This window comes from Bradyrhizobium sp. STM 3843, assembly GCF_000239815.1.
GTDB lineage: Bacteria > Pseudomonadota > Alphaproteobacteria > Rhizobiales > Xanthobacteraceae > Bradyrhizobium.
This window is the reverse complement of sequence record NZ_CAFK01000073.1, coordinates 48,793-73,807: the sequence shown is the minus strand read 5'-3', so window position 1 is coordinate 73,807 and position 25,015 is coordinate 48,793. Positions and strand designations below refer to the sequence as shown.

Annotated in this window: 20 protein-coding genes and 1 pseudogene; 18 read left to right on the top strand and 3 right to left on the bottom strand. The window is 61.0% G+C overall.

Annotated elements, in window-relative coordinates; genetic code table 11:
• The 3 genes from BRAS3843_RS10185 to BRAS3843_RS10170 all read left to right on the top strand — a co-directional run.
• Positions 1 to 1,351 (top strand): MmgE/PrpD family protein (locus BRAS3843_RS10185; protein ID WP_035981314.1); only part of this gene is annotated, 1,351 nt, incomplete at its 5' end.
• A 15-nt stretch (positions 1,352 to 1,366) separates the two neighbouring features.
• Positions 1,367 to 2,803 carry an MmgE/PrpD family protein gene (locus BRAS3843_RS10180; RefSeq protein WP_139024822.1) on the top strand — a complete coding sequence of 479 codons (1,437 nt, stop codon included), beginning with the start codon at positions 1,367 to 1,369 and terminating at the stop codon, positions 2,801 to 2,803.
• Between the two features lie 415 nt (positions 2,804 to 3,218).
• Positions 3,219 to 4,472: an MFS transporter gene (locus tag BRAS3843_RS10170; protein ID WP_008968769.1), complete on the top strand. Its 1,254-nt coding sequence runs from the start codon at positions 3,219 to 3,221 to the stop codon at positions 4,470 to 4,472.
• Between the two features lie 68 nt (positions 4,473 to 4,540).
• Here BRAS3843_RS10170 and BRAS3843_RS10165 read toward each other — a convergent pair whose 3' ends face one another.
• A complete protein-coding gene (locus tag BRAS3843_RS10165; protein ID WP_083841349.1) occupies positions 4,541 to 5,017 on the bottom strand; it encodes a helix-turn-helix transcriptional regulator in 477 nt (158 codons plus the stop codon).
• 166 nt (positions 5,018 to 5,183) lie between these two features.
• Here BRAS3843_RS10165 and BRAS3843_RS10160 point away from each other — a divergent pair, with 166 nt between their 5' ends.
• Positions 5,184 to 5,966: a hypothetical protein gene (locus tag BRAS3843_RS10160; RefSeq protein WP_008968767.1), complete on the top strand. Its 783-nt coding sequence runs from the start codon at positions 5,184 to 5,186 to the stop codon at positions 5,964 to 5,966.
• Positions 5,967 to 6,115: 149 nt separating this feature from the next.
• On the opposite strand, the gene BRAS3843_RS10155 is transcribed toward BRAS3843_RS10160, so the two are convergent.
• Positions 6,116 to 6,997 (bottom strand): hypothetical protein, encoded by an 882-nt coding sequence (locus BRAS3843_RS10155; RefSeq protein ID WP_008968766.1) that lies wholly within the window; start codon positions 6,995 to 6,997, stop codon positions 6,116 to 6,118.
• 388 nt (positions 6,998 to 7,385) lie between these two features.
• Here BRAS3843_RS10155 and aepX point away from each other — a divergent pair, with 388 nt between their 5' ends.
• The 5 genes from aepX to phnY all read left to right on the top strand — a co-directional run bounded on the left by aepX (position 7,386) and on the right by phnY (position 13,171).
• On the top strand, positions 7,386 to 8,336 hold the full coding sequence (gene aepX / locus BRAS3843_RS10150) for a phosphoenolpyruvate mutase (protein WP_008968763.1): 951 nt from the start codon (positions 7,386 to 7,388) through the stop codon (positions 8,334 to 8,336).
• Between the two features lie 56 nt (positions 8,337 to 8,392).
• The gene (locus BRAS3843_RS10145) at positions 8,393 to 9,469 is read left to right on the top strand and encodes a methyltransferase (protein ID WP_008968762.1); all 1,077 of its coding nucleotides are present in this window, start codon (positions 8,393 to 8,395) and stop codon (positions 9,467 to 9,469) included.
• A 136-nt stretch (positions 9,470 to 9,605) separates the two neighbouring features.
• Positions 9,606 to 10,772: a phosphonopyruvate decarboxylase gene (gene aepY / locus BRAS3843_RS10140; RefSeq protein WP_008968761.1), complete on the top strand. Its 1,167-nt coding sequence runs from the start codon at positions 9,606 to 9,608 to the stop codon at positions 10,770 to 10,772.
• A 17-nt stretch (positions 10,773 to 10,789) separates the two neighbouring features.
• On the top strand, positions 10,790 to 11,677 hold the full coding sequence (locus tag BRAS3843_RS10135; protein ID WP_139024826.1) for a DMT family transporter: 888 nt from the start codon (positions 10,790 to 10,792) through the stop codon (positions 11,675 to 11,677).
• A 45-nt stretch (positions 11,678 to 11,722) separates the two neighbouring features.
• Positions 11,723 to 13,171: a phosphonoacetaldehyde dehydrogenase gene (gene phnY, locus BRAS3843_RS10130; protein WP_008968759.1), complete on the top strand. Its 1,449-nt coding sequence runs from the start codon at positions 11,723 to 11,725 to the stop codon at positions 13,169 to 13,171.
• Between the two features lie 9 nt (positions 13,172 to 13,180).
• Here phnY and BRAS3843_RS10125 read toward each other — a convergent pair whose 3' ends face one another.
• On the bottom strand, positions 13,181 to 14,158 hold the full coding sequence (locus tag BRAS3843_RS10125; RefSeq protein ID WP_063710298.1) for a sugar-binding domain-containing protein: 978 nt from the start codon (positions 14,156 to 14,158) through the stop codon (positions 13,181 to 13,183).
• Positions 14,159 to 14,338: 180 nt separating this feature from the next.
• Here BRAS3843_RS10125 and BRAS3843_RS10120 point away from each other — a divergent pair, with 180 nt between their 5' ends.
• The 9 genes and pseudogenes from BRAS3843_RS10120 (at position 14,339) to BRAS3843_RS10085 (ending at position 24,996) form a co-directional block, all read left to right on the top strand.
• Entirely contained in the window at positions 14,339 to 15,541 is a 1,203-nt protein-coding gene (locus BRAS3843_RS10120; protein ID WP_008968757.1) for an ABC transporter substrate-binding protein, read from the top strand.
• Positions 15,538 to 16,359 carry an ABC transporter ATP-binding protein gene (locus BRAS3843_RS10115; RefSeq protein WP_008968756.1) on the top strand — a complete coding sequence of 274 codons (822 nt, stop codon included), beginning with the start codon at positions 15,538 to 15,540 and terminating at the stop codon, positions 16,357 to 16,359. Before BRAS3843_RS10120 ends, BRAS3843_RS10115 begins: the two co-directional genes overlap by 4 nt.
• Positions 16,352 to 17,059, top strand: a complete 708-nt coding sequence (locus BRAS3843_RS10110; RefSeq protein ID WP_008968755.1) for an ABC transporter ATP-binding protein — start codon at positions 16,352 to 16,354, stop codon at positions 17,057 to 17,059. The genes BRAS3843_RS10115 and BRAS3843_RS10110 overlap by 8 nt, the downstream gene beginning before the upstream one ends.
• A gap of 10 nt (positions 17,060 to 17,069) precedes the next feature.
• Positions 17,070 to 17,921: pseudogene (locus BRAS3843_RS42580) on the top strand (branched-chain amino acid ABC transporter permease); the annotation flags it as partial.
• 93 nt (positions 17,922 to 18,014) lie between these two features.
• Positions 18,015 to 18,983 (top strand): branched-chain amino acid ABC transporter permease, encoded by a 969-nt coding sequence (locus BRAS3843_RS42575; RefSeq protein ID WP_347379572.1) that lies wholly within the window; start codon positions 18,015 to 18,017, stop codon positions 18,981 to 18,983.
• Positions 18,980 to 20,332 (top strand): amidase, encoded by a 1,353-nt coding sequence (locus BRAS3843_RS10100; RefSeq protein ID WP_008968753.1) that lies wholly within the window; start codon positions 18,980 to 18,982, stop codon positions 20,330 to 20,332. The genes BRAS3843_RS42575 and BRAS3843_RS10100 overlap by 4 nt, the downstream gene beginning before the upstream one ends.
• A complete protein-coding gene (phnA, locus tag BRAS3843_RS10095; RefSeq protein WP_008968752.1) occupies positions 20,319 to 21,611 on the top strand; it encodes a phosphonoacetate hydrolase in 1,293 nt (430 codons plus the stop codon). The genes BRAS3843_RS10100 and phnA overlap by 14 nt, the downstream gene beginning before the upstream one ends.
• A 2-nt stretch (positions 21,612 to 21,613) precedes the next feature.
• Positions 21,614 to 22,900 (top strand): alkaline phosphatase family protein, encoded by a 1,287-nt coding sequence (locus BRAS3843_RS10090; RefSeq protein WP_008968751.1) that lies wholly within the window; start codon positions 21,614 to 21,616, stop codon positions 22,898 to 22,900.
• A 212-nt stretch (positions 22,901 to 23,112) separates the two neighbouring features.
• Entirely contained in the window at positions 23,113 to 24,996 is a 1,884-nt protein-coding gene (locus BRAS3843_RS10085) for an ABC transporter substrate-binding protein (protein ID WP_139024819.1), read from the top strand.
• Positions 24,997 to 25,015 lie beyond the last annotated feature (19 nt).

Here is a 25,015-nt window from a genome sequence, read left to right as displayed (position 1 = left end):
GGCTCCGCCGCCCAAGGAGGTGACGCGTGCGCTTGCGCATTATCTGGTGACGGCAAGCTATGACGATTTGCCGCCCAATGTCCGCAAGGAAGGCGTCCGGACGCTGTTGAACTGGGTCGGCGTCGCCATCGGCGGATCGCACCACGAGACGGTCGACATCGCCGTCGCTGCGCTCGCGCCGTTCTCGGGTCCGCAGCAAGCGTCGCTTTTCGGACGACGTGAGCGCTTCGACATCATGAACGCCGCCTTCATCAATGGCGTGTCGAGCCACATCTTCGACTACGACGATACGCATCTGAAGACGATCATCCATCCCGCCGGCCCGGTGGCCTCGGCGATCCTCGCGCTTTCGGAAATGCAGCCGGTCTCCGGCAAGGAATTCCTGAACGCACTCGTGCTCGGCGTCGAGACCGAATGTAGGATCGGAAACTCCGTCTACCCGAACCACTACGATGTCGGCTGGCACATCACCGGTACCGCCGGTGTGTTCGGTTCCGCGGCTGCGGTCGGCAAGCTGTTGAAGCTGAACGAGCAGCAGATGACATGGGCGCTCGGACTTGCCGCCTCGCAGCCCGTGGGCCTGCGTGAATCCTTCGGCTCGATGAACAAGAGCTTTAATCCCGGGCGTGCAGCCTCGAACGGCATGTTCGCAGCCTTGCTGGCGGCGAAGAATTTCACGTCATCAGACAGCATGATCGAAGCCAAGCGCGGCTGGGCCAACACCATCAGCACCAAGCAGGATTACAACGAAATCCTGGGCGATCTCGGCAAGCGTTATGAGGCGGCGCTGAACACCTACAAGCCGTTCGCGTGCGGTATCGTGCTCCATCCCGCGATCGATGCCGCAATCCAGTTGCGCAACGAAAACAAGCTGACCGCCGATCAGATCGAGCGGATCGATCTCAAGGTCAATCCTCTTGTGCTCGAACTCACCGGCAAGAAGACGCCGCAGCAGGGGCTCGAGGGCAAGTTCAGCGTCTATCATGCGGTCGCCGTCGCGATCGTGGAGGGAGCGGGCGGCGAGAAGCAGTTCAGCGATCGTGCTGTGACCGATCCGACCATCGTTGCGCTGCGGAGCAGGGTGGTCCCGGTCATCACGCCAGCAATCAAGCCGGAACAAGTTGACCTGACTATCGTGCTCAAGGATGGGCGAAAGCTGAACCGCTTTATCGAACACGCGATCGGCAGCGTCGAGGTACCGCTCACGGACAAGCAGCTCGAGGCGAAGTTCTCCGACCTCGCGGAAGGCATCTTACCCGATGCGATGATCAGGCGTGTCATGGACGCGTGCTGGAATGTCGAGAGCCTGCCGAGTGCTGCGGAAATTGCCAAGATGTCCGTTTCAACCTGAATGGAGCGGACGAGTATGCCGTCACGTCGTCGTTTCCTTCAGTCCGCCGGCTCGGTCGCCGCTTTGGCGGCGACGCCAAGTCGGGCGGTCAGGGCGGCCAGGCCGAGCGTGACCGAACGGCTGGCGCGCTACATGGCCACGGCACGCGATCAGGAACTGCCGGAACAAGTGGTGCTCGCATGCAAGCACCGCATTCTGGATGCGTTCGGCGCCATGGTGTCTGGGGCGCGGATGCATCCGGGCGAGATGGCGCTGAAATATGTCCGCAGCCTCGGTGGGGAGCCGCAGGCATCCGTGGTGGGATCCGACCTTCGTACCAGCGCCGTTAACGCGGCGCTGGCCAACGCCATGTGCGCTCATGCCGACGAGACCGATGATTTCGAGCCGGTCACCAAGGCGCATCCCGGCTGCTCGGTCGTTCCTGCCGCGCTTGCGATGGCCGAGCGTGAGCACCGCAACGGGGAGGAGTTCATTCGGGCGGTTGCGCTGGGTTATGACTTGAACTGCCGGCTGCTGATGGCGCTGGGCCCCGACCTTGTGCGCGGCTCGCATCGCAGCGCCGAGGGCACCTCATCGACGTTCGGCGCACTCGGGGCTGCCGCATCGCTGGCAAGACTTGACGAGAGGGCGATGCGCTTTGCGATCTCCTATGCGGCCCAGCAGGTCTCCGGGCTCTGGAGCTGGGTCAAGGACAAGGAGCATGTCGAGAAAGCGTTCGACTTTGCCGGCATGGGCGCACGCAACGGTGTGATGGCCGTTGACATGGTGACGGCCGGGCTGACCGGCGTCGACGACGTGCTCGATGGCACGCACAATCTCTTCATCGCGCTTTCGACAGATCCGAAACCTGAGGAAATGGTCAAGGATCTCGGCAACCGCTTCTATGTCACGGAGACCGCGATCAAGACCTATTCGGTCGGCTATCCCATTCAGTCGCCGCTGGATGCCTTGTTGACGCTGCGCAAGCGCTACGGGCTCTTGCCGGACAACGTTCGCAGCATTCTGGTCAAGCTTCCGACCGACGCGATGGGGATCGTGGGTGAGAGCGCGATGCCGGACGTCAATTGTCAGCACCTCGTGGCGGTCGCGCTTGTCAAGGGTGCGGTTTCCTTCAACGACAGCCATGATGTTGCGCTGATGCACGATCCGAGCATCGTTGAACAGCGTGCCAAGGTGACGCTGGCTGGGGATCAGGCGTTGATGGACCCGGCTGCACCGCGGGGCGCTATCGTCGAAGTGACGCTGACCGACGGAAGAAGGGTGGATCACTTCACAAAATACCCGCCGGGAACAAAGGAGAATCCACTCAGTACCGAAGCGGTCAGCGCGAAGGCGCGCGACCTGATGCTTCCGGTTCTGGGACCCGACAAGACGGAAAAACTGATCGCGCAGATCGGGGCGCTTGAGCGGCTGGAGGATGTGGCCGCTCTGCGACAGGCATTCGCGACGTAATGTCGACGACCCTAACAACGTTGCTCTGGAGGCGACGCGTCGCGCCCGACCCATATCTCTTCCTTATGACCACCAATCCAAAACAGTATTGTCGCCGCTGTAGATTTGGGTCTACCGGAACCGAAAGGCTTACCAAATTCCAGGCGAAAAATTCAAGATCGTGACGAATGCCGCGGTTCAGGGAGGGGCCCCGGCCGTCGTGCCGTCTGCCGTAAATTCACGACCAGTCGTTGGGATGATCGAGCCGGCCGGCGCCGCGGCCGGGCTCGACGATAGCAGCCTGCGATCTGCTTTGAACATACGCCTGCCGACTCTTGGAGGCGGTGGCTGATTTATGCTGTGCGCCTGCTCGCCCGCGGCCGACGGACCGGACGAGTGTCTTCGTGGAATTCGACATCGCAAAGTGAAAGAGACAATGAAACTCGGCTGGTATTCGGAACTCAACGACGTCGAACGTAGAACCTATTGGGCGTGCTTCGCCGGATTCGGCCTCGATTCCTTGGATTCAACAATTTACGCGTTGGTCATCCCAGCGCTGATTGCAACAATCGGCCTGACGCGTCCGGAAGCCGGCTATCTCGCGACCGCAGCTCTCGTCGGTGCGGCCGTTGGCGGGTGGGGTGGCGGCATCCTCGCCGATCGCATCGGTCGGATCAAAGTGCTCCAGTTGACGATTCTTTGGGTCGCACTCTTCACGCTGGCCTCCGCGTTCGCGACGGGGTTCAATTTTCTGCTTGTCGTGCGCTTTCTCCAGGGGCTCGGTTACGGAGGCGAAGCTGCCGTGGGTGGCGTTTTGATCAGCGAGGTCGTCAGGCCGGCGCTGCGCGGCCGTGTCGCGGCGTCGGTCCAGAGCAGCTATGCAGTGGGCTATGCCGTCTCCGTCGCGTTGCTGCCCGTCATTTCTTCAATTTTCCCTGACGAGCTCGGCTGGCGCGTCTTCTTCGCCATCGGGATTGCGCCGGCGTTCCTGGTCTTCTTCATCCGGCGCCTTGTACCGGAGTCGGGGCTTTATCGTGAAAGCCGGGCGAGCAAGACAGCCGCAATGCCCGCCTGGACAATCTTCACCAGGGCGCACCTTCGGCGCACGGTGGCGGCCGCCACAATGGCCACCGGCATTTTTGGCGGAGCCTACGTCATGATCACCTGGCTGCCGACCTATCTGCGGACGGTCCTGAACCTCACGGTCGGGACCAGTGCGGGATATCTTGCAATGAACATCCTCGGTTCGTTGGTTGGGCCGTTGCTGTATGGCTGGCTTTCGGACCGGACAGGGCGGCGTCCCGCCTTCATGATCTTCCTGCTGTGCCAGGCCATCAATGCGAGCATCTATCTGCTCGCGCCGATCGGCGCGAATACCACGATCCTGCTCAGCTTTTTCCTTGGTGCCTTTCAGGGCGGATTGGCGTCAGGCATGCTGCCGACCTTCGCGGAACTATTCCCGACCGAAGTTCGTGCGAGCGGACAGGGCTTCTGTCTTGGTGGAGGGCGCGGCTTCGGCTCGGTCGTACCCGCAACCGTCGGCATGCTGGCCGCGTCTCATCCCCTGGGCTTCTCAATGGGCATCTGTGCGCTCGCCTCTTACGGAGTGGCGTTTGTCGCAGCGATGGCCTTGCCCGAGACCAGCGGCGCTGACCTGCATCGTGTCACTTCGACGGATACGCACGTCTAGCATCTTCGAGTTGAGTGCCGATCCGCATCGGAGCAAGCGAGCCGATTGCTGCTGAGCAGTTGGCACCGCTATTCCGTATCAGTCGCCTTCAAGAGTTGGGCGACTTCCATCACTTTTCGACGCAGCCGCTCATCAGTAATGCCGAAATAGAGCTCGAGGAGCTGACGCGACTCCCGCTTGGTAACAAGTTCACTCCAATCTTGCTCTTCCGAGGTTTGCTTCGACTCGACGGACAGCCGCTTCTTGTCTTGCAACTCATCGAAGAACCAGGTGATCGGGACCGCGAGTTGCGTGGCTATGCTGTAGAGTCTCGACGCGCTGATCCGGGTTTCCCCGGCCTCATATTTTTGAATGAGCTGAGACGTCAGGCCAAGGCGTCTTGCCAATTCATCTTGACTGAGGCCAAGGAGGTTACGCCTGAGACGCAATCGCTTCCCGACGTGCTCGTCGACCTGGGTCGGCTTTTTCGACGAAATCCTGATTTTGCCGCCGCGCCGGTTCGGCGCGCGAGATTTCGACTTCTTCGGAGAAGGTTCAGAGGCCATCAAAAAACACCGCGGTTGAATTCTTTCCGGGGCACAATCAGCTGGAATAGTGAACAGGCCATATCAACTCCTAGGCGGCACTATCAACTAGAATTATGTCATGCAGGTTACAAATGCACGGATTATTGGGCGTCACGGCACACGAGAATTGCGGGGCGTCTCATCCATGCAAGAGCCTCTTCCGACGTCGGGGCGTCTACCCGCCCATCTCAAGATCAAGCACGGGCCGGTAGGCCTGCTCGGGCGGTTCTTCCTCTGGGCCGACAGCGCGGCCAGGGATCGCGGAGTGACGCTGTCTTTTGGCAGCCTGCAGGATCTCTTCGAAGCCAACAGGGCCAATTCCGATAGCTGGCGCCCGCTTGTGCCGGTTTTTGATGAGGCGTTGGGCGGGGTTACGCCGGAGACAGCGTTTGTCCTGATCGGGCGGAGCCATGATGGCGAGGTCGTCGCAACACAAGCAGCGCGCCTCTATGATTGGCCCGAAACCTCTCTGAAGGACGAAGCGATGTCGCTGCGGATGTTCTATGCCGATCCTGATGCCGCTTTCGCGCGCGAAGATCGCTGCGAGGTTAACACGCCGACCGCCGAGAAAATCGCCGGGCGCGTCGTCTTTTCCGGCGCCATCTGGTATCGGCGCGATTTCAGGGGCAAGGACCTTGGCACCATCCTGCCGCGCATTTCACGGGCATACGCCTTCACACGCTGGCATAGCGATTTCACGATCGGCCTGTTGGGCAATGGCGTCATCGCCGGCGGCTTGGCCGAGCGTGCCGGATACACCAAGGTCGAGCAGGGTTGCATCAAGCTCATGGCGTCGCCGCTTGGCGAGTTGCATTGCGGGTTGGCCTGGATGCAGTCTGACGAACTCCTCGCCGATCTCGCCGCAATCATGGCTCGGGCGAACGTCCCCGACATCGGACTCCGCGTTGCCGAGGAGGCAAAGAACTGATGTTGCAAGGCAAGACGGTATGAATATCAGGACCTTTGGTCCCGAAGATTCAGAAGGGCTTGTCGGGGGACTATTCGGTTGCATCGACGGTAGATACAATCTCAGTATGCGTTTTGCCGAGTCTAATGCATCAGGGAAGGGCGGATTGATTACGCCGGACATTCTTGGATAGCCCAGCGATCCAGGACGGATTGTTGCTCCCTGACGTCAAAGACCGATGCGCCGAGAAGGCAGGTTCCCCCGTTTTCCTTGTAGGTGAACGGCAAGATGAGACGCTGATAGTGGCAGTGAATGCTATCGTTCCTGTCCGGCCGTCTGATCGTGGCGTCCACCTCGTCCAGGCGTGGTAGTTGCGTCTCCTGGACGCGGCGGTAAAGGCCTTTCACCCATCGGCCGTAATCGTAATCCGGTTGTTCCTCCAGAGGCAGGCCCCTCGCATTCTTCCGCCAGGTCTCGCCGTAAATCTCAAAGCCGGATCCGACATCGGCAATGGTCAGGCGGCCATCCACGGGCTCGACAATAAAAAAGCGCGCCCGAAGCGATTCAGGAAGCGCGTCGGCCAGCGCTGCCGAATCGTAAACCTGCTTCGAATCGATCCATTGCGCGAAAAGCGACGAAAGTGCTTCGTCCGCGTTCGCGAGGATTTCGAGCGGCTGCTCTCGGCTCGTGAAGACGGAAGAATATTGCTGATGGCTCGCAGTAACCTGCTCGGCAATGTAGGCGATCGTCTGCGGGAGGCTCGGGACCAGCTTTTCGACGAACCGGTCAGGGCAGGAAATGATGGTGCGCTCGATCCCCATGTCAGCAAGACAATAGAGAGCTGCCGCGATGCTCGTCGGGGACGCCGTTTCAGGTCGAAACCGGATGCGCGCCGCGTCGGGAGCGATTTTCGTTATGGCCACAAATCCCAGATTTTCGATCAGGTAGGCCAGAAAGTCGAAGTCGGGAAGTGAGCAATGCAGGAAACTTCTCAAGGTTGGTGATCGCGCATCCCATGCGCGACCGTGGTCATCCAGAACGATCGTTTGCATGCGACACTCACCCGTCAACCCGGAGTAAAGTCGTCCATCTGGCGCTTATTTTTTGGCGAAGTTGCGTCATCTTAGCTACGCTCGCCCTGCGGGACATCAAAATTCAACGGGTGATTGGCTTCACGCTTTGGTGACAGCGTAGTTGTGAGTTCGCCTTGCTGCAGTCGCTTCGTCGTCGTGCGCGAGGGCGTAGTCGGATCAATTAGAGGTTGTGGCGAAATTAAGGAAGCTCGAAACGGGCTGAGTCCCTTCAGCATGAGCTCCTTGCCGGCAACTAGAATTAGATTTTTCTCGTCTCAACTAGAATTAGATATTGACGCTACGTGTGGAGTTGTGACTAGTATTGCTAGTCAAAGAAATTTCTGATGGAACGCTCAAGGAGTTCGGCATGCAAACGCAGAATCAGGCCGCCGTCGCGAATGGCCATCATCACCGCGCTACGACGCGCGTGGCGGACAAACTTCGCAGCCAGATCTGCTGCAATCACGAGCTTTCGTTCCTGATGGAAGCTCACGACGGTCTGTCCGGCGCCATAGCCGAACGTGCAGGTTTTAAGGGGCTCTGGGCATCCGGCTTGTCGATTTCGTGCTCGTTAGGCTACCGCGACGCCAACGAAGCATCCTGGACCCAACTCGTTGATGTCGTCGAGCGCATGGTGGACTCGACCGACCTTCCAGTGCTTGTCGACGGCGACAGCGGCTTTGGCAATTTCAACAACGCGCGCCTTCTGGCACGCAAGCTGCGGCAACGCGGCGCCGCCGGTGTGGCACTGGAGGACAAGGGCTTTCCCAAGATGAATTCGTTCGTCGGCGATCGGCATCCGCTTGCCGATACCGGCGAATTTTCGGGCCGGCTACGCGCCGTGAGAGATGCGGTCGGCGACGACTTGGTTCTCGTCGCGCGGATCGAGGCGCTGATCGCTGGTCACGGAATGGATGAGGCCCTCACGCGCGCCCACGCCTATGCCGAGGCCGGAGCTGACGCCATCCTCATTCATTCGCGCAAGAGCGTAGCAGACGAGATCCTCGCCTTCGCCGGCGCGTGGCAAAATCGGCTCCCCGTCGTGATCGTCCCCACCAAGTACTATCGAACGCCGGTTGCCGCCTATCGCGAAGCCGGCATCTCGACCGTGATCTGGGCCAACCACTCGATGCGGGCGGCAGTCGCCGGGATGAGAGACATTTGCGACCGCATTCTCGCCGAGGAGAGCATCGCCGGCATTGAAGGCGAAGTCGCCTCGCTCGACGAGGTCTTCGGCCTGATGCGCTACGGCGAACTCGCTGCCGCCGAGGAGCGATATCTGCCGACCTGCAACGGAAATGGTCACGCGAAAGCGTGATTCTCCGGCCCTCCATCCCCACAGCATAGAAACCATCCCAACGCGGAGATCGTGCCATGCTTCATTCAACACTTGCGGCCTCAATACCAAATCAGCTGCCTGAACCGGATATTGCAGAGGTGATCCGATGGCGTGACAGTTCCTATGCGGCTGACCTTTATATTGCAGCCGTCTCATGGCTGGATCTCTTCACCTATCTCGACGAAGCCCCTGCGACCGAAGCCGCGCTGCGCAGTCATTTTCAGATCAAGGAGCGACCGACGCGGACGATGATCAGGCTCTTTGAATCCTGGGGGCTGCTCTCCAACGTCGATGGCAACCTTCGCGCTACGGCATCGGCGCGACGCTATTTGAGCCGTAACTCGAGCGAGAATATCTCCTCTTACATTGCGACCATGAAGTACAAATCATCTGTCCGGGAGATCTACGACGTATTGCGCCTGGACGCACCCGACACCTGGCATGTTGAGCGCGGCGACACCACCAATTGGGACGCGCTGATGCAGACCGACGATTTCGCCGATCTGAACACGCGCGGAATGGAGGAGCGTGGGCGGATCTTTGCTCCCGATCTCGCGCGGCTGCTCGATTGTTCGCAGGACACGGCTGTGCTGGATGTGGGAGGTGGGTCGGGCGTCTATTCCGCGCACCTGCTCAACCGATATCCCAACCTGTCGGCGACGATATTTGAGCGTCCCCCAGTCGACCAGCTCGCCATGCAATGTCTGGCCGAACGCAAGCTGCCGGCAGCAAGAGCGCGTGTGATCGCCGGAGATATGTTCGTCGATCCATTTCCAAAGACCGCTTCGCTCCATCTCTATTCGCACGTCCTCCACAATTGGGGACCGGAAAAAGTACGACTGCTGCTGGAAAAATCCTACCAAAGCTTGCTGCCTGGCGGTCGGGTGGCCGTTTACAGCTGTCACCCGGACGATCGAGGCGGGCATCCCGCGCCGATTGCGGAGGCAGAATATTCGGTCCTGCTGACGACCGGTTATGAGGGCTGCTGCTACAGTTTCGAGGACATGCGTTCCCTCATGGAAGGCGTTGGCTTTCAGCACGTCGACTATCGCAGGTCGATCTGCAACCGAAGTCTCATCACAGCGCGAAAGCTCGCCAACAGCCCCGGCTGAATAAGTCCTATTTCCGCACGAGATCGCTGTCCGAAGGCGGTTTGCCTGATCCTGGTGTCGTCAAGCCGACGACACCAAACGCTGCGCTCTGGCTGACGTCAGAAAGAATATCACCTTGTCGGGAGGACGCCTCAAAATGACTTTGTCGACAACGACACTCTTGGGTCTTCTGAAGCAGCAGAAGTACGCGTTTTTTTCCGGGGTGCCCTGCTCGAATTTCGCCGATCTGTTCCAGCAGGTCGCCTTGGACAACGATATGATGTCAGTTCCGGCGGCGAGCGAAGGCAGCGCGCTATCATTTGCCGTCGGCGCGGCGCTGGCAGGGCAACGAAGCGTCGTTGCTCTGCAGAATTCCGGTCTGGGCAACATCATCAATCCGCTGACGTCGCTGGTCCAGATCAATTGCATTCCAACATTGCTTCTGATCTCGGTCCGGGGGCACACCGACGAACCGGAGGACGAACCGCAGCATCGTATCATGGGTGCTAAAACCCACGCATTGCTCGATCAATTGGCGATCCCATGGAGCGAGTTCGACGGGACGCCGCAGGGCTTTATGGCGACCCTGCTGAAGGCCGAAGAGGCATTCCAGCGATCGGTCTCGTTTGCGATTTTGATCCGGAAAGGTCAGCTGTCGACAAGCCTCGGCGTCGTTGTCAATGGCGAGCAACGCGAGAGCGATTATCCACTGAGCGTTGGATGCGCGCTGGAAATCGTCAGCGAATCCCTGCGCCCCACCGATCTCATCGTCTCAACGACCGGATTTATTTCACGCGAGCTGTTTCGACTGAGCGACCGCCCGGAGAATTTCTACATGCAGGGGTCGTTGGGCCATTGCAGCGCGGTGGCTGCGGGGATCGCGCTCGCGCATCCATCGCGTCGCGTGGTCGCGCTGGATGGCGATGGCGCCGTGCTGATGCATATGGGAGTATTGTCGACGATCGGGCACACCTCTCCGCGAAATCTACTGCATGTCGTGCTCGATAACGAAGGTTACGTTTCAACCGGCGGCCAGACGTCCACGTCGGTGACGTCATCGCTGGAAGCCGTCGCCGTGGCCTGCGGCTACCGGGCGGTCAGCCGGTGCGTAACCGGGGCCGAATTGGGCGAGGCGGTTGCGCGAAGCTTGTCGACCGAAGGGCCGCATTTCGTGCTGTGCAAGGTCAATCAATCGCATTCGCGTTCGCTGCCCCGGGTGACATCCCAGCACAGCCCGGAAGAAAACAAACGAGCGTTCCAGATCGCGCTCAATCAGCCGCGGACTTTCCATCAGCAAGCTGCACCGGTGGGAGTGGCGCGGTGAAACATCAGGCGGTCAATATGCTGACCAGCTTCCTCTGCCTCTCGTTCGTCGTCATTATTTGGGGCACGAACTGGCTCGTGATCAAGGACGCCCTGCAGTCGTCGCCACCCTTGCTTTTCACCGGCATCCGTCTGCTCGGCGGGGCCATTGCCATCGGAGCCGCACGTCTGTGTCTTGGCTATCCGCTTCAGCTCGGTTGTGCGGGGAAGGGCAGGCTGGTGGCAGTGGGTCTCCTGCAAATGGCCGGAGGTCTCGGGCTGAGCCTGGTCGGCTTGCAATATCTCGATGTCGGCACCAGTGCCTTGACCTTCTATACGATGCCCTTATGGCTCGTTGCGATCGAATGGATCATCGATCGCCAGCAGCAATCACTCCTCGATATCATTGCGCTGACCTGTGGCATGCTTGGTCTCGGGCTGCTGGCGTCCGGCGCCAATCCGGTGGCGACATCTCATGGCTTCCTGGGCATCGCGCTGCTTTCGCTGGCGGCTTTCAGCTGGGCGCTGGGGACATGGATCCATAAACGCACTCCCGGCGGCGGCAACCTGTGGAGCCGTACCATCTTTCAATTGACGATCTCGGGCGTCGTTGTGATCGTTGCGTCGCTTCTGCTGGAGCGTCGTCCCGATTGGAATCAGTTGCCGGGTCTTGCCTGGCCTATCGCATTCAACTGTATCGTGGCGACCGGATTGGCATTCGTCGCCTGGTATCGGGCGCTCAGCTCCATTCCGACGCAGATCGCATCCCAGAGCCTCGTGCTGATTCCTGTCGTCGCGCTGATTGCGGCCGCTGTGTTGCAGCAGCAGACACCTACGACACGTGTGATGCTCGCCTGCGTTCTCATCATCGTCGGTGTCACCATCGCGATTTGGCATGCTGGCGGCCAGAGGCGACAATCTCCATGAGCGCGATGTCGCACGCGGAAGCCTATGATCGGCAGGAAGCACCACATGGAGCCGGCGATGTCGGATTCGGCACGTCTCTATCACCCGATGAAGATCGCAGGAGAGAATGTCCTTGCGGATTCGTCCATCGACGTGCGGAACCCGTTTACCGATCAGGTGATCGCGGCAGTGCCGCAGGCGCATCCCGAGCATGTTCGGCGCGCCTTCGCGATTGCCCGGGCATTTCGTCCCAGGCTCACAAGGCGTGAGCGGGCGCGGATCCTGCAGGCTACGGCGGATGCGATCGAAGCAAATCGGGACCGGCTTGCGCATCTCATTACATCGGAGAGCGGCCTGTGCTTGAAAGACTCGCTGCATGAAACCCTGCGGGCCAGGGATGTCTGGTCCTTCGCGGCGCATGCAGTGCTCCACGACGACGGAAAAATTTATGCGGGAGATATCGGAGGGAGTGCGCAGAGCCGACGCATATTCTCGACCCGGACGCCGCTCCTTGGTGTCATCTCAGCGATCACGCCCTTCAACCACCCCCTGAATCTCGTGAGCCACAAGCTCGCTCCAGCGTTCGCGACGAACAACAGGGTTGTGCTGAAGCCGGCGGAGACGACGCCTTTGACCGCGCTCGCTCTTGCCGATCTGCTTTACGAGGCAGGACTACCACCTCAGATGTTGTCGGTGGTGACCGGGGATCCGCGTTCGATCGGAGACGCGATGATCAATGACCCGGACATCGACCTGGTGACGTTCACGGGATCGGTGAGCATCGGAAAGAGAATTGCCGAGAGGGTGGGGTACAGAAGGCTGGTGCTCGAGCTCGGCGGCAATGATCCTCTGATCGTCATGGGTGACGCCGATCTCGACCGCGCAGCCCAATTGGCGGTGCAGGGGGCGACGAGAAATTCCGGGCAACGCTGCACCGCCGTCAAGCGGGTTCTGGTCGTTGATGGCGTCGCCGATCGCTTTGCCGAAGCGACCCTCGCTCTAATGAAGCGTCTCACGGCAGGAGATCCCATGGACCCCAACACCGATGTGGGAACGGTCATCAACGCGAAGGCGGCGTCGACGATTGCCGGCCGCGTCGAGGCGGCAGTCCGGAGTGGCGCCCGCTTGCTGCTCGGCAATACACCGCAGGGTGCGTTGTACCCGCCGACGATGCTGGACCATGTCTCGCCCGATTGCGAGCTGGTGCGCGAAGAGACCTTTGGCCCGGTCCTGCCGATCATTCGCTGCCCGGATGACGTCGAACAGATCGTCGCCATCGCAAACTCATCCGCCTTCGGTCTTTCGGCGGGGGTGTGCACAAACAGGCTCGACTACGTCACCCGCTTTGTGGATGCCCTCGACGTCGGCTGCGTCAACGTGTGGGAAGTCCCGGGATACCGGACGGAGCTGACGCCGTTCGGCGGCATCAAGGATTCCGGCCTCGGCCATAAGGAGGGCGTGCTGGAGGCCATGAAGAGCTTTACCAATATCAAGACCTACTCGCTGCCGTGGTGAGACAAAACTTCAATCCAGGAGTTTGGACGCGGCCGCTTCGTCGGTGACCAGGACCTGGCAGAAGCCAGCCAGCAGGCCGGCGCGAATAATGTCGACCTTGTGCTCACCTCCGGCGGCGAGGATCCGATGTCTGATCTGAAGCACATGCTCGATCGGTGGATTGATCGTCCGCTGCACGAGGGGGTGGCGAAGCGGCTTACCGGCTGAATCGAGGTAGTGACCGCAAATATCCCCGACTGCACCGGCTTCAAGCAACGAAGCCCAGGTTTCGCGAGAGATAACGTCATATTCGAGCGCTTTTGATTGCGGAGAGAGGTCGATCGCGCTCAACAGCGCGACGTCGAGGGTGGGCACCATCGCGAGCACGGAACGAACAGGTTCACTCGCGACGAGGATGTCCCTTAGCTCCGCAGTCTCGGCGAACATCGGCGCGGTCAGATAATAGCACCGCGCGCCAAGCGCCCGGGCAATCATGGTTGCGTTGTCATACGGATTGATCGGCGCACTTTCGGCGAGTCCGCCGGACATCAGCACCACGCGGGTGCCGTCTCCAGATCGCAGCGGCAGGTTTTGAGCCGCGGCATTGATGGTGCCTCCCCAGGTGATTCCCAGCGAACCCGACGGCGGAAGACATTCGGCGACGTATCGCGCGGCGGCGGCTCCGATGAAAGAGCGCACATCGGTGCCGCCCATGGGGACCGGCACCACGATCGCGTGACGCAGATCAAATTTGCGGACGAGTTCTTCTTCGAGCTCGGTGCGTTGGCCCGCCGGATCGGCGATCGTGATTTGAACGAAGCCGCTTTCCCTTGCCTCACCGAGGATGCGATTGACGCGCTTGCGCGTCATCTTCAGCCGCTGCGCGATCGCATCTTGGGTTTGCCCCTCCCTGAAATAGTACCAGCAAATCCTGGCAACCAGAGCGGCATCGATCCGACCGTCGCCGGCTTCGCCTTCGTTTGATGCCGCTTGCGGGCCTCGAATCAACACGCCCGGGCCCTCCAATCAGCTTCAGGAGCCTACTGTTTGCCTGTTCCCGGGGCGAAATGGCAACCCATCATATTTTTCCACAGGCTAGAGTTCTCTGCCCAAATGTACCATAGCCGTCACAAATGTGTTAACGGCAACCTCTATCTCTCCGCCGAGCTTGGAAACAGGAGACGGTCCATGCGTCGGCTGATCATCGCATCCTTACTGTTGTGCGGCGGGGCAACGTCCGCGCTCGCGGAATTTTCCGACAACAAGATCATCATCGGTGTGATGGGTGATCAAAGCGGAGTCGTTGCGGACGTCGGCGGACCCGGATCGATCTTGGCGGCCCGGATGGCGGTCGAAGATTCTGGCGGCACCGCTGGCGGTGTCCCCGTCGAGATCATCACTGCCGACCACCAGAACAAGCCCGAGGTCGCCTCTGCAATCGCCCGCGAATGGTTCGACCGGCGCGGTGTCGACGTCATCGTCGACCTGCCGCATTCTGGTGTGGTCTTCGGATTGATGGCCATTGCCACCGAAAAAAAGCGCTCCCTGATGATATCAGGCGCCGCAAGCGTGGAGATCACCGGAGGACGCTGCTCGCCATTTGTCACGCACTGGACCGATGACACCTATTCGCTCGCGCGCGGGACAGCCGCCGCTCTGATGCAGCAGGATCTGAAGTCCTGGTATTTTCTGACCGCGGACTATGCCTTCGGCCACGATCTCGAAAAGGACGCCACGCGCCTGGTCGAGGAACGTGGAGGCAAGGTGATCGGAAGTGCTCGCCACCCTCTTGGCACGGCCGATTTCTCCGCTCTTCTCCTTCGCGCGAAATCCTCGCAGGCGCAGGTCGTGGCTCTGGCGAGCGCCGGCGCTGACACAGTCAACGCCATCAAGCAGGCTGGTCAGTTCGGTATCATGCGTGGTGGCCAGCGTGTCGCGGCGCTCCATGCCTTCGTCACCGATATCAACAGTGTCGGCCTCGAAGCGGCCCAAGGCCTGATCATCACGACCGGCTTTTACTGGAATGACACGGACGGGACTCGCGCCTTCTCGGAGCGCTTTTTCAAGGCTCATGGTCGCATGCCGACCCGCGAGCAGGCCGGCGTCTATACAAGCGTGCTGCACTATCTCAAGGCCGCCGACAAAGCCAAGAGTGACGATGCCGCCATCGTGAATGCGGAAATGCGAAAGCTGCCCGTCGACAAATTCGGTCAACAGGTCCGGATCCAGGAAAACGGCCGCGTCATCTATGATCTGGGCGTTTATCGCGTGAAGAGCCCGGCCGAGAGCAAGGCTCCGTGGGACTATTATGAGCGGATCGCCACGGTCCCGGCCGACACCGCCTTTCGCTCGATCGATACGGCGGGCTGCGCCGCTCCGAGCGTTCGATGACGACCATCCTTCTTGATCGTCCGCAGCGGGCAGCCGCGCCGATTGCCTCGGCGGTCCGGGGGCGGGCTGCAGCTTCGATGCTGACCGCCCGCGACCTGACCGTTCGTTTCGGCGATTTCGAGGCGCTTCGCGGTGTCTCGATCAATCTCGATGCAAGGTCGATCCATGCCGTGATCGGGCCGAACGGGGCGGGCAAGACCACGCTCTTCAATGTGATCAGCGGCTTTGTGAAGCCGAGCGGCGGCCAGGTTCGTCTCAACGATGTGGACGTGACGGCAGCCCCGCCGAACCGACTTGCGCGGCTCGGGCTCGCCAGATCGTTTCAGATTTGCTCGATTTTTCCGAACCTCTCGGTCGCCGACAATATCCGCACGGCACTCGCGCTGAACCTGCGGGGTCTGCAGCTTCTGCGTGGCCGCTCGAGACGAGACGAAAATGAAGCAAGGGTCCGCCATCTTCTCGATCAAGGCGGCCTAGCGAACGAAAGCGAACGCAGGGCCGCGGATCTGCCCTATGGTCGTCGGCGACTGCTTGAGATCGTCACGACGATTGCAATCGCGCCGAAATTTCTACTGCTCGACGAGCCGACCGCCGGCCTCGCCCGGGAAGACATCGCGCCTGTCGCAGCCCTGATCAAGACGGTTGCCGCCAGCTGTGGCGTGCTTCTGGTCGAGCACAATCTGCAAGTCGTGAGAAGTCTGGCGACGAAGGTCACGGTGCTCGCGGAAGGCTCGGTCCTTTGTGAGGGAGGCTACGACGAAGTCGCGCGCGACGCTCGCGTGATCAACGCCTATATCGGAGCCGAGCGCCGTGCCTGACGCTGCTTCGCTGCGCCTCTCCGATGTGGAAGCTTGGTATGGCGATTCCCAGGTGCTGTTTGGCGTCGGATTCGCGGTTCGGCAAGGCGAGGTCACCTGTCTGGTCGGTCGCAACGGCGCGGGTAAGACAACCATCCTCCGCGCCATCATGGGTTTGCTGCCGCGACAAACCGGCAGCATCGTCCTGTCCGGGTACGAAGCGAGCGGAATGCGCCCATATGAGCGCACCCGGTTCGGCATCGGCTATTGCCCCGAGGAGCGTGCGATCTTCTCCAGTCTCACCGTCGAGGAAAATCTTGCCCTTCCTCCAGCGGTTTGCGCCGCAGGCATGGCCAACGACGAGATTTTCGCGCTGTTTCCGAATCTTCGTACCAGGGGACGCCATTACGGTGACCAACTCAGCGGCGGTGAGCAGCAAATGCTCGCCATCGCGCGGATTTTGCGCACGGGCGCCCAGACCCTTCTTCTGGACGAACCCACTGAAGGGCTAGCGCCGGTCGTCGTGAGGCAAATCGAGCAGGCGCTGATCGAACTCAAGCGCCGCGGCTACACGATCCTGCTTGTGGAACAGAACCTCGATTTCGTCCTGCATCTCGCCGATCGCGTGGTGGCGATCGAGAACGGTGAGGTTGTGGACGACCTCGAAACCCAAGGTGGCGAGCACGTCAGGGCTCGGCTCCTCCAACGTCTCGCGCTGTGACTCCTCCATGATGGACCTCATCCTCGGCTACCTGACGATCGGCCTGGTCAATGGTTCGTTCTATGCGCTGCTCAGTCTCGGGTTGGCGCTTATCTTCGGTCTTCTCAACGTTCTCAACATGACGCACGGCGTGCTCTACATGATGGGCGCCTTTGCTGCATGGGCCGGTTCTCGATATCTCGGATTGGGCTATTTGGAGGGGCTGGCTTTCGCGCCGGTGTGCGTGGCCGCCTTCGGCATGATCCTCGAACGTTGGTTGCTGCGTCGAACCTACGGCCTCGATCCGCTCTACGGATTCATGCTGACGTTCGGCGTGGCGATGGTCGTTCAGGGCGGCTTCCAGGCCCATTTCGGTTCGACCGGACTTCCCTACGCGGCGCCGGACTGGTTGTCCGGCGGGCTGGATTTCGGCTTTCTGTATTTCCCCACGTACCGGCTTTGGGTCGTCGCCGTGGCGCTTGTCATCTGTGTGATCGTCTGGGTCGCCATCGCTCGCACGCGTCTGGGCTCGATTCTGCGCGCCTCGTCTGAAAATGCAGCCACTGCCGAAGCGCTCGGTGTCGGCGTGCCCCGTGTCTTCGCCGCGACCTTCGCCTTGGGCGCAGCCCTGGCGGGATTGGCGGGCGCGCTGGCGGCGCCGATCTACCAGGTCAGCCCGCTGATGGGTTCGGACATCCTGCTTGTCGTATTTGCAATCATCGTGATCGGCGGCATGGGGTCGATCGGGGGAACGATCATCTCGAGCTATGCCCTCGCGCTGATCGAGAGCCTTACGCAGGCGCTGGTCCCGCAGGCGGCAAGCTTCATTGTCTTCGCCTTCATGTGCGTCGTGCTTCTGCTTCGGCCGCAGGGGCTGTTCGGCATTTCGGTGGTTCGATCCCACGAATTTCTGACCGCCCGGCTTTCTCGGATCGAGCCGGCCGGAAAGGAAACGGCCGCCAAGCGCTTGACCGGCATGGTGCCGGCGCTCGCTACCGTCGCCGCATTGTTGGCACTGCCGATGCTGCTCTATCCCGTTTATCTGATGAAGATCTTCTGTTTCACCATCTTCGCCGCCTCATTCAATTTCCTGCTTGGGTTTGCCGGCATCATGTCCTTCGGCCAGGCCGCCCTGTTCGGTACCGCGGCCTATCTCACAGCGCATGCGGCAAAGGAGTGGGCGCTGCCACCGGAGGCCGCGATTGGCGTCGGGATAGCGGCAGCGCTCGCTCTTGGCCTCGTCATGGGGATCTTTGCGATCAGGCGTCGGAGCATCTATCAGGCGATGATCACGCTGGCGATCGCGCAGATGATCTATTTTGCCTATGTGCAGGCCAGCTTCACCCATGGCGAGGATGGCATTCAGTCGGTTCCACGCGGCATGTTGCTAGGCTTGATCGATCTCCACAACGACGCGAATGTCTATTGGCTCAGTGCCGTCGCGATGCTCGGCGTGCTCTTCGGCCTGCGCCGTCTAATGAATTCCCCGTTCGGGATGATGCTGATCGCGATTCGCGACAATGAACGCAGGGCTCTGTCGCTGGGGCATAATGTCGACGGATACAAACTCGCTGCATTCGGCGTCGCCGCCTTCTGTGCCGGGGTCGCCGGTTCCATGAGTGCCATCATCTTCCAATTGGCCACCTTGTCCGACGCGCATTGGCAACTTTCGGGCGAAGCCGTGCTGATGGCGTTGATCGGCGGTATCGGCACCTTCGGTGGACCTCTCGTCGGCGCCGCCGTGTTGGTGACCATGCAACATTTCCTGTCGTCGTTCGGTGCCTGGATCATGGCAATTCAGGGAGCCGTCTTCGTTCTTTCCGTCCTGCTGTTTCGCGACGGGCTATTGCCCCATGCCCTTGCGCTTGTCGCAAATCTTCGCCGGCGAGATGCAAGTTCGGAAGACGCAGCGGCCCCGCGAACGGTGGAGGCTGTCGGCCAATGAATCACGCATCAGGTACTCAGCGGCAGGCGCTCGCTTCGAACGGCATGCGATTGAACGAATTGTCGGCGCGTACGATCGTCGATGCGATCCGCGGGCGTCGGCTGACGGCGATATCCGTGATGGAAGCCTGCCTGGAGCGAATTGCCATTCGCGAACCGGAGGTGAAGGCCTGGAGCTTCTTGGATGCGGATGCGGCGCGGCAACGCGCGCGGCTGGCAGATGAATATCAGGCCAGCGGACTCCCGCTCGGCCCGCTGCATGGCCTGCCGGTCGGCGTGAAGGACGTGTTCGACACCAGCAATATGCCATCCGAATACGGCAGCCAAAGCTTGCGTGGGCGTCGCCCGACCGAAGACGCGGATGCCGTCAGCCTGCTGCACCGGGCCGGTGCGGTCGTCGTCGGCAAAACCAGCACGTCCGAATTCGGAATGTATCATCCCAGTCCGACCCACAATCCCCTGGATCTGTCGCGCTCCCCCGGCGTGTCGTCGGCGGGCTCTGCGGCGGCCGTGGTCGATCGTATGGTTCCGCTGGCGCTCGGCACCCAGCACACGGCATCCACCACGCTGCCAGCTTCGTTTTGCGGCGCGTTCGCCTTCAAGCCGTCGTTCGGATTCGCGAGCATGCAAGGATCGAACGTGCTGGTCCCGCGTATGGCGCATATAGGTCTGCTGGCCCGCTCTCTCGACGATCTCACACTATTCGCCGGAGCTTTCGATCACAGTCTCGCGGACGTCGAAGTACTGCGGCATCCGCCCAGGCTCGGTTTGGTTCGTGGGCCGGGCTGGGACAGCGTCAGTCCCGACGCGCGTCAGGCTCTCGATCGTTTGGTCGCCGGACTGCCTGTGGCTGTGGTGAACGTCGATCTTCCAAGCGAATTCGATATGGCGCTTGAGGTTGTGCTGGGCCTTCTGAACGCCCATCTGGCAAATCGTTTCGGTGCCCTGCCGGAGCAAACGTTCCGCAGCTTCTGCCCACCATTGCAGGAGGGGATCGTTGCTGGGCGCTCGTTGAGTGCCGCGCGCTATCTCGAACTCGAGGCCATGGCCGACCGGCTCAGCGCTCTGGCCGCGGCGCTGTTGTGCGACCATGACGCTTTGCTCACGCTCTCCGCGCCAGGTGAGGCTACGCGCCTTGAGGAGGGGCCGGGCTCTGGCGTCTTGTCTATGCCCTGGAGCTTGTGCGGACTACCGACCGTGTCCCTGCCGCTGCTGCGCGGAATGAACGACATGCCGATCGGCGTCCAACTCGTTGGTCGTCACGGGGGCGACCGCGAACTTCTGGGCGTGGCGGCGTGGCTCACAGACGTTGTAACACTCGACGGTAAGTCTTCTCATGAACAAATCTGATCGAATCTCGACCGATGTCGCGTCATGTCGTGCCGAGAGACCTCTGCTGAGAGTGAACGGGCGGGCCTACGCGTGGCCGAAACATCCCGCTGTGGTCATCTGTTTCGACGGCTGCGATCCGGCCTATATCGAGTCTGCCGGCGCCGCCGGAGCCATCCCGGCCATCGACCGGATGCGGCGCGAAGGCTTCAGCAGCTCGGCACTTGCGGCAATGCCGACATTCACCAACCCCAACAATGTGTCCATCGTCTGCGGTGTACCGCCTGCTGTTCACGGTGTCTCCGGCAATTTCTATCTCGACCGCGACACCGGCGCAGAAATTATGATGGTCGATGCGACGCCGGTTCGTGCGCCAACCATTCTGGCAGCGTTCTCGCAAGCGGGAGCCAAGGTTGCCGCCATTACTGCCAAGGACAAGCTGCGCAGGGCGCTCGGCCACGGGCTGGACGGCATCGCTTTCTCTGCCGAGAAGGCCGACGATGCAACCGATGCGGAGAACGGCATCTCCGCAATTGGTGCGCTGGTCGGGCGTGGAGCGCCGGACCAGTATTCCGCCGATCTTTCCTTGTTCGTGCTCGATGCCGGAATTCGCCTGCTCGAGGCCCGCCGGCCAGACCTGATTTATCTGTCGCTTTCCGACTATGTGCAGCACAAGCATGGGCCGGAGGCTCCAGAAGCGATCGCCTTTATGCGCGCGGTGGACCAGCGGGTCGCAAGGTTGGTCGCGCTCGGCGCCTGCCTCGGCATCGTCGCCGACCATGGCATGAATGACATGGCTCACCCGAGCGGCGAGCCGAATGTCGTCTATCTCGGCGACTTGCTGGATGCCGCCTTCGGCGCGGGTGCAACCCGCGTCATCTGCCCAATCACCGATCCCTTCGTACGTCACCATGGCGCCCTGGGCGGATTTGTCCGGGTGCATCTGCAACGGACGGGGATTTCCCGCGCCTCGGTGTTGGAGTTCATTCGGCAGCTTCCCGGCGTCTGCATGGCCGCTCCGCGCGAGGAAGCGTGCTTGCGCTTCGAGCTGCCGGAAGATCGCGAAGGCGACATCGCCGTGGTGGCCAGGTCGGGTGTCGCCCTCGGCGCTCACGCCCGCGACCACGACATCTCGCGGCTCGCGGGCGAGCGGCTGCGTTCTCATGGCGGGCTCGCCGAGCAGGTGGTACCGTTCATCCTCTCTCACCCGTTGAGGGCCGGGGTGGCGCTGGGCAGGGCAGGGCAACCGCTCCGTAACTACGACGTCTTTTCGGCACTGCTCAACGATGTGGAAGTCTGACCATGCCTCGCGCCATCCTTGTCATCCTCGATGGTCTACGCCGCGATCTCGTGACACCCCAGACCACACCACGTCTTGCCGCCTTCGCCGATCGCTCCGAGCAGTTCGCCGCCCATCGCACGGTGTTTCCGTCTTGCACGCGGGTGGTCTCGGCGAGCCTGGCAACCGGTTGCCATCCGGCGCGCCACGGCTTGCAGGGCAACACCATGGCGCTGATGGAAAACGGGCGCCTCGTTCGGCACGATGCGGGTCACCCCGACTTCCTCCAACACAAGCGGCGCGTCACCGGTCGCGCGCTGGCCGTCCCAACTTTGGCCGAATGCCTCACGGACTGCGGCGGCGCCGTCATCTTCAGCAACGTGTCACCCGGAGCGGCCTACGCGCACGATCCGGATGGATTTGGGCGGGTCTATCATCGCGCCGGTTCGTTCGGCCGTGGCCGCGTCCCGCTGCCGCAAGACGAGCAGCTTCGCGTCACGCTGGATGCGGAGGGCGACCGGGCGATGACCGAGCGCTTCATCCGAGAAGCGGTGTTGCCCCAGCCTGATCCTCCTGCGCTTGCGGTGCTGTGGCTCGGTGAGCCGGATGCGACGCAGCACGTCTTACCCATGGGGTCACCCGGTCATCTTGCGGTGCTGGAACAGGCGGACCGCAATGCTGAGCGCGTCATCGACGCCGTGGCGACGCTTGCGGACAGAGACGATGTTCTCTTGCTGATAGGATCAGATCACGGCCATCAGACGGTCGCCGGCGTCATCGACATCGACGAAGAACTGGTCGCAGCCGGATTGAAGGAGAGCTCCGACTCCACCGACGTGGTCGTCGCTTCGAACGGCACCTCCGCGCTGCTCTATGTCCATCCTGATTTCGTCGCGCGCACGCCTTTGGTCGGTGACTTCCTCGCCAATCAGGAATGGGTGGACACCGTTCTCGATGGCAGCGCACTGGCATCGGTGGGGCAGTCCCGGGATCATGGCCTAGCTTTTGCGGTCTCAATGCGCGCGAGCGAGGAACACAATGCCTACGGCGTGGCTGGCACCAGCCTCGTTGCGGAGCGCGCCGGCGGCAAGGCAGACGTTCTCGGCAGCGGCCAGCACGGTGGTCTCGGTGCAGGCGAGCAGGCGCCCTTTCTCATGATCGATGGCGCGGGCTTCAGCCGTGGTGCGGTGAGGCAGGAGCCTTCCTGCATCGTCGACATCGCGCCAACCATTCTTGCGCATCTTGGGCTTCCTGTCTCTGGAATGGACGGGCGCCCGCTCCAGGCGCCGCAGGGAGGCCTCAATGGCTGAGATCGAACTACGACTTGCGGAGCCGGTGGAGATGGGCTGCTGACCGCCGCGGAGCGTTCCAGAGTCACCTCCGCGGTGAATAGGAGCCCATGATCCGGTCCAGAGACCTGGAAGATTTCCGTTGTTCGGCAGTTTCAACGCATCTACCATTCGCCAAACATAAAAAGTGGAGATCAACTGCACGGGAGGAAATGATGTGCTGCATTCGTGCAATGCGGCTGATCGCGTCCGCGCTTCTGCTGTTGCTATTCCTTTCGGCGCCTCCGAGCTATGGTCAGGGGCTCCCGCAGGATATTCCAAGGAAGGAACTGCTGATCCTGGAAAACCCGGAAGGGACCATCAAGAACGCCGGTTGGTTCAATATCTGGGCGATCAATGCCGGATCGCAGTCGAACGGGCTGCAGCAAGTTGCGCTCGATACGCTTTGGTACATTGATCCTGAAGCCGGCCTCGACGGGGCCTGGGACAACTCGCTGGCTGCCGACAAGCCACAATATAATTCCGACTTTACCGAAATGAGGGTGAACCTCCGGAAGGGCATCTTCTGGAGTGACAACGTTGAGTTCACTGCCGATGATGTGGTCGCGACGGTGATGACACAGATCATGCATCCGGGGATGCGCTTCAGCGCAGTGATGGCGAGCAACGTCGCGTCAGTCGAAGCGCCCGATCGTTACACAGTCGTGTTCAAACTTAAGCATCCAAATTCGCGCTTTCACACCAATTTCACCGTGCGCTGGGGCGCGGTGTGGATTTTGCCCAAGCACGTTTTCGAGAAGGTGGATGATCCGCTCAGATTTAATTTCAACAAGCCGATCTCTCTCGGTGCATACGAATTGCACAGCTACGATCCAAACGGAAAATGGTACATTTGGCAACTTCGCCGCGATTGGGACCGCACGACGCTTGCTCGCTTCGGCAAACCCGGGCCGAAATATCTCGCCTATATAGATCCCGGTCCGCCGGACAAACGGGTCATTCTGCAGCTCAATCACGAGCTCGACGTCATCCATGACATCGCGCCTGAAGGCATGTTTGCCCTGGCCAGGCAGAGCAAGACGACGCGGGCTTGGTTCAAGGGATTCCCTTATGGTCATCCCGATCCGACGCTTCCTGCGGTGATCTTCAACACGCAGAATGATCTGTTCAAAAACCCGGATGTACGATGGGCGCTTGCGCTGTTGATCGATATCAAGGCGGTCGTGATGGCCGCCTATCGCGGCGCCTGCACCATCTCAGCCATCGGCGTACCACCGACCGGAGCTCATCCGGAAACCTATCATCAGCCGATGGAAGAATGGCTCAAGAGCTTCGAGATCGACACCGGAAAGCGCAAAATCAGGCCGTACGATCCCACGATAGGAAAGCAGATCGCCGACATGCTGCGGCCCTCCATGGGTGAGCAGATTCCATCCGACCCGAAAGAGGTCGCCCGAGCGTTCGGGATGGGCTGGTGGAAGCCGGATCCGCAGGCTGCGCAGGAACTTCTGGAAAAGGAGGGCTTTGCCAAGCGCAACGGTGCCTGGACCACGCCGGACGGAAGGCTGTTCAGCATCCGCGTCATGGTCGAAGGCGATCTACGCCCGGTGATGACGCGCGCCGGCACGATGATTGTGCAGCTGTGGAAGCAGGCGGGCATCGATGCCAAGATCGATCTGGCGCAGGGGACGCTGCCGACGCGACGGGCTGCGGGTGACTTCGACACCCTGATCGGGTGGAGCGTCGAGACGTGGGGCGGCCACCAGGATTTGTCCTATTTTCTCGATAGCTGGCACTCTCAGTTCGTTGCCGAGCCGGGTAAATCACAACCACTGCGCAACTGGCAGCGCTGGTCGAGTCCGGCGCTCGACAAGATTATCGAGGAGATCCGCACAGTCGATTTTGATGATCCGAGGTCGATCGAGCTCGGTAAGGAATATATCAAGCTCGCGGTCAAGGAGATGCCCACCATCCCCCTGATGGCCTACACCGTCTTTACCGCGATGGACCAGACCTACTGGACCGGATTCCCGACAGCTGAAAATCCTTACACGAATCCGGTGCCGAACTGGGGCAACTCGCGCTATATGTTCGTCAGGCTCAAGCCCGCCAGTTAGGTCCGTCGGGCAATGCTGC

Coding starts and splice junctions, on each gene's coding strand:
- BRAS3843_RS10180 (WP_139024822.1), top strand. CDS start 1,367: ATGCCGTCACGTCGTCGTTTCCTTCAGTCCGCCGGCTCGGTCGCCGCT.
- aepX (WP_008968763.1), top strand. CDS start 7,386: ATGCAAACGCAGAATCAGGCCGCCGTCGCGAATGGCCATCATCACCGC.
- BRAS3843_RS42575 (WP_347379572.1), top strand. CDS start 18,015: ATGGTGCCGGCGCTCGCTACCGTCGCCGCATTGTTGGCACTGCCGATG.
- phnY (WP_008968759.1), top strand. CDS start 11,723: ATGGAGCCGGCGATGTCGGATTCGGCACGTCTCTATCACCCGATGAAG.
- phnA (WP_008968752.1), top strand. CDS start 20,319: ATGAACAAATCTGATCGAATCTCGACCGATGTCGCGTCATGTCGTGCC.
- BRAS3843_RS10085 (WP_139024819.1), top strand. CDS start 23,113: ATGCGGCTGATCGCGTCCGCGCTTCTGCTGTTGCTATTCCTTTCGGCG.
- aepY (WP_008968761.1), top strand. CDS start 9,606: ATGACTTTGTCGACAACGACACTCTTGGGTCTTCTGAAGCAGCAGAAG.
- BRAS3843_RS10100 (WP_008968753.1), top strand. CDS start 18,980: ATGAATCACGCATCAGGTACTCAGCGGCAGGCGCTCGCTTCGAACGGC.
- BRAS3843_RS10145 (WP_008968762.1), top strand. CDS start 8,393: ATGCTTCATTCAACACTTGCGGCCTCAATACCAAATCAGCTGCCTGAA.
- BRAS3843_RS10155 (WP_008968766.1), bottom strand. CDS start 6,997: ATGCAAACGATCGTTCTGGATGACCACGGTCGCGCATGGGATGCGCGA.
- BRAS3843_RS10135 (WP_139024826.1), top strand. CDS start 10,790: ATGCTGACCAGCTTCCTCTGCCTCTCGTTCGTCGTCATTATTTGGGGC.
- BRAS3843_RS10160 (WP_008968767.1), top strand. CDS start 5,184: ATGCAAGAGCCTCTTCCGACGTCGGGGCGTCTACCCGCCCATCTCAAG.
- BRAS3843_RS10120 (WP_008968757.1), top strand. CDS start 14,339: ATGCGTCGGCTGATCATCGCATCCTTACTGTTGTGCGGCGGGGCAACG.
- BRAS3843_RS10165 (WP_083841349.1), bottom strand. CDS start 5,017: ATGGCCTCTGAACCTTCTCCGAAGAAGTCGAAATCTCGCGCGCCGAAC.
- BRAS3843_RS10090 (WP_008968751.1), top strand. CDS start 21,614: ATGCCTCGCGCCATCCTTGTCATCCTCGATGGTCTACGCCGCGATCTC.
- BRAS3843_RS10115 (WP_008968756.1), top strand. CDS start 15,538: ATGACGACCATCCTTCTTGATCGTCCGCAGCGGGCAGCCGCGCCGATT.
- BRAS3843_RS10170 (WP_008968769.1), top strand. CDS start 3,219: ATGAAACTCGGCTGGTATTCGGAACTCAACGACGTCGAACGTAGAACC.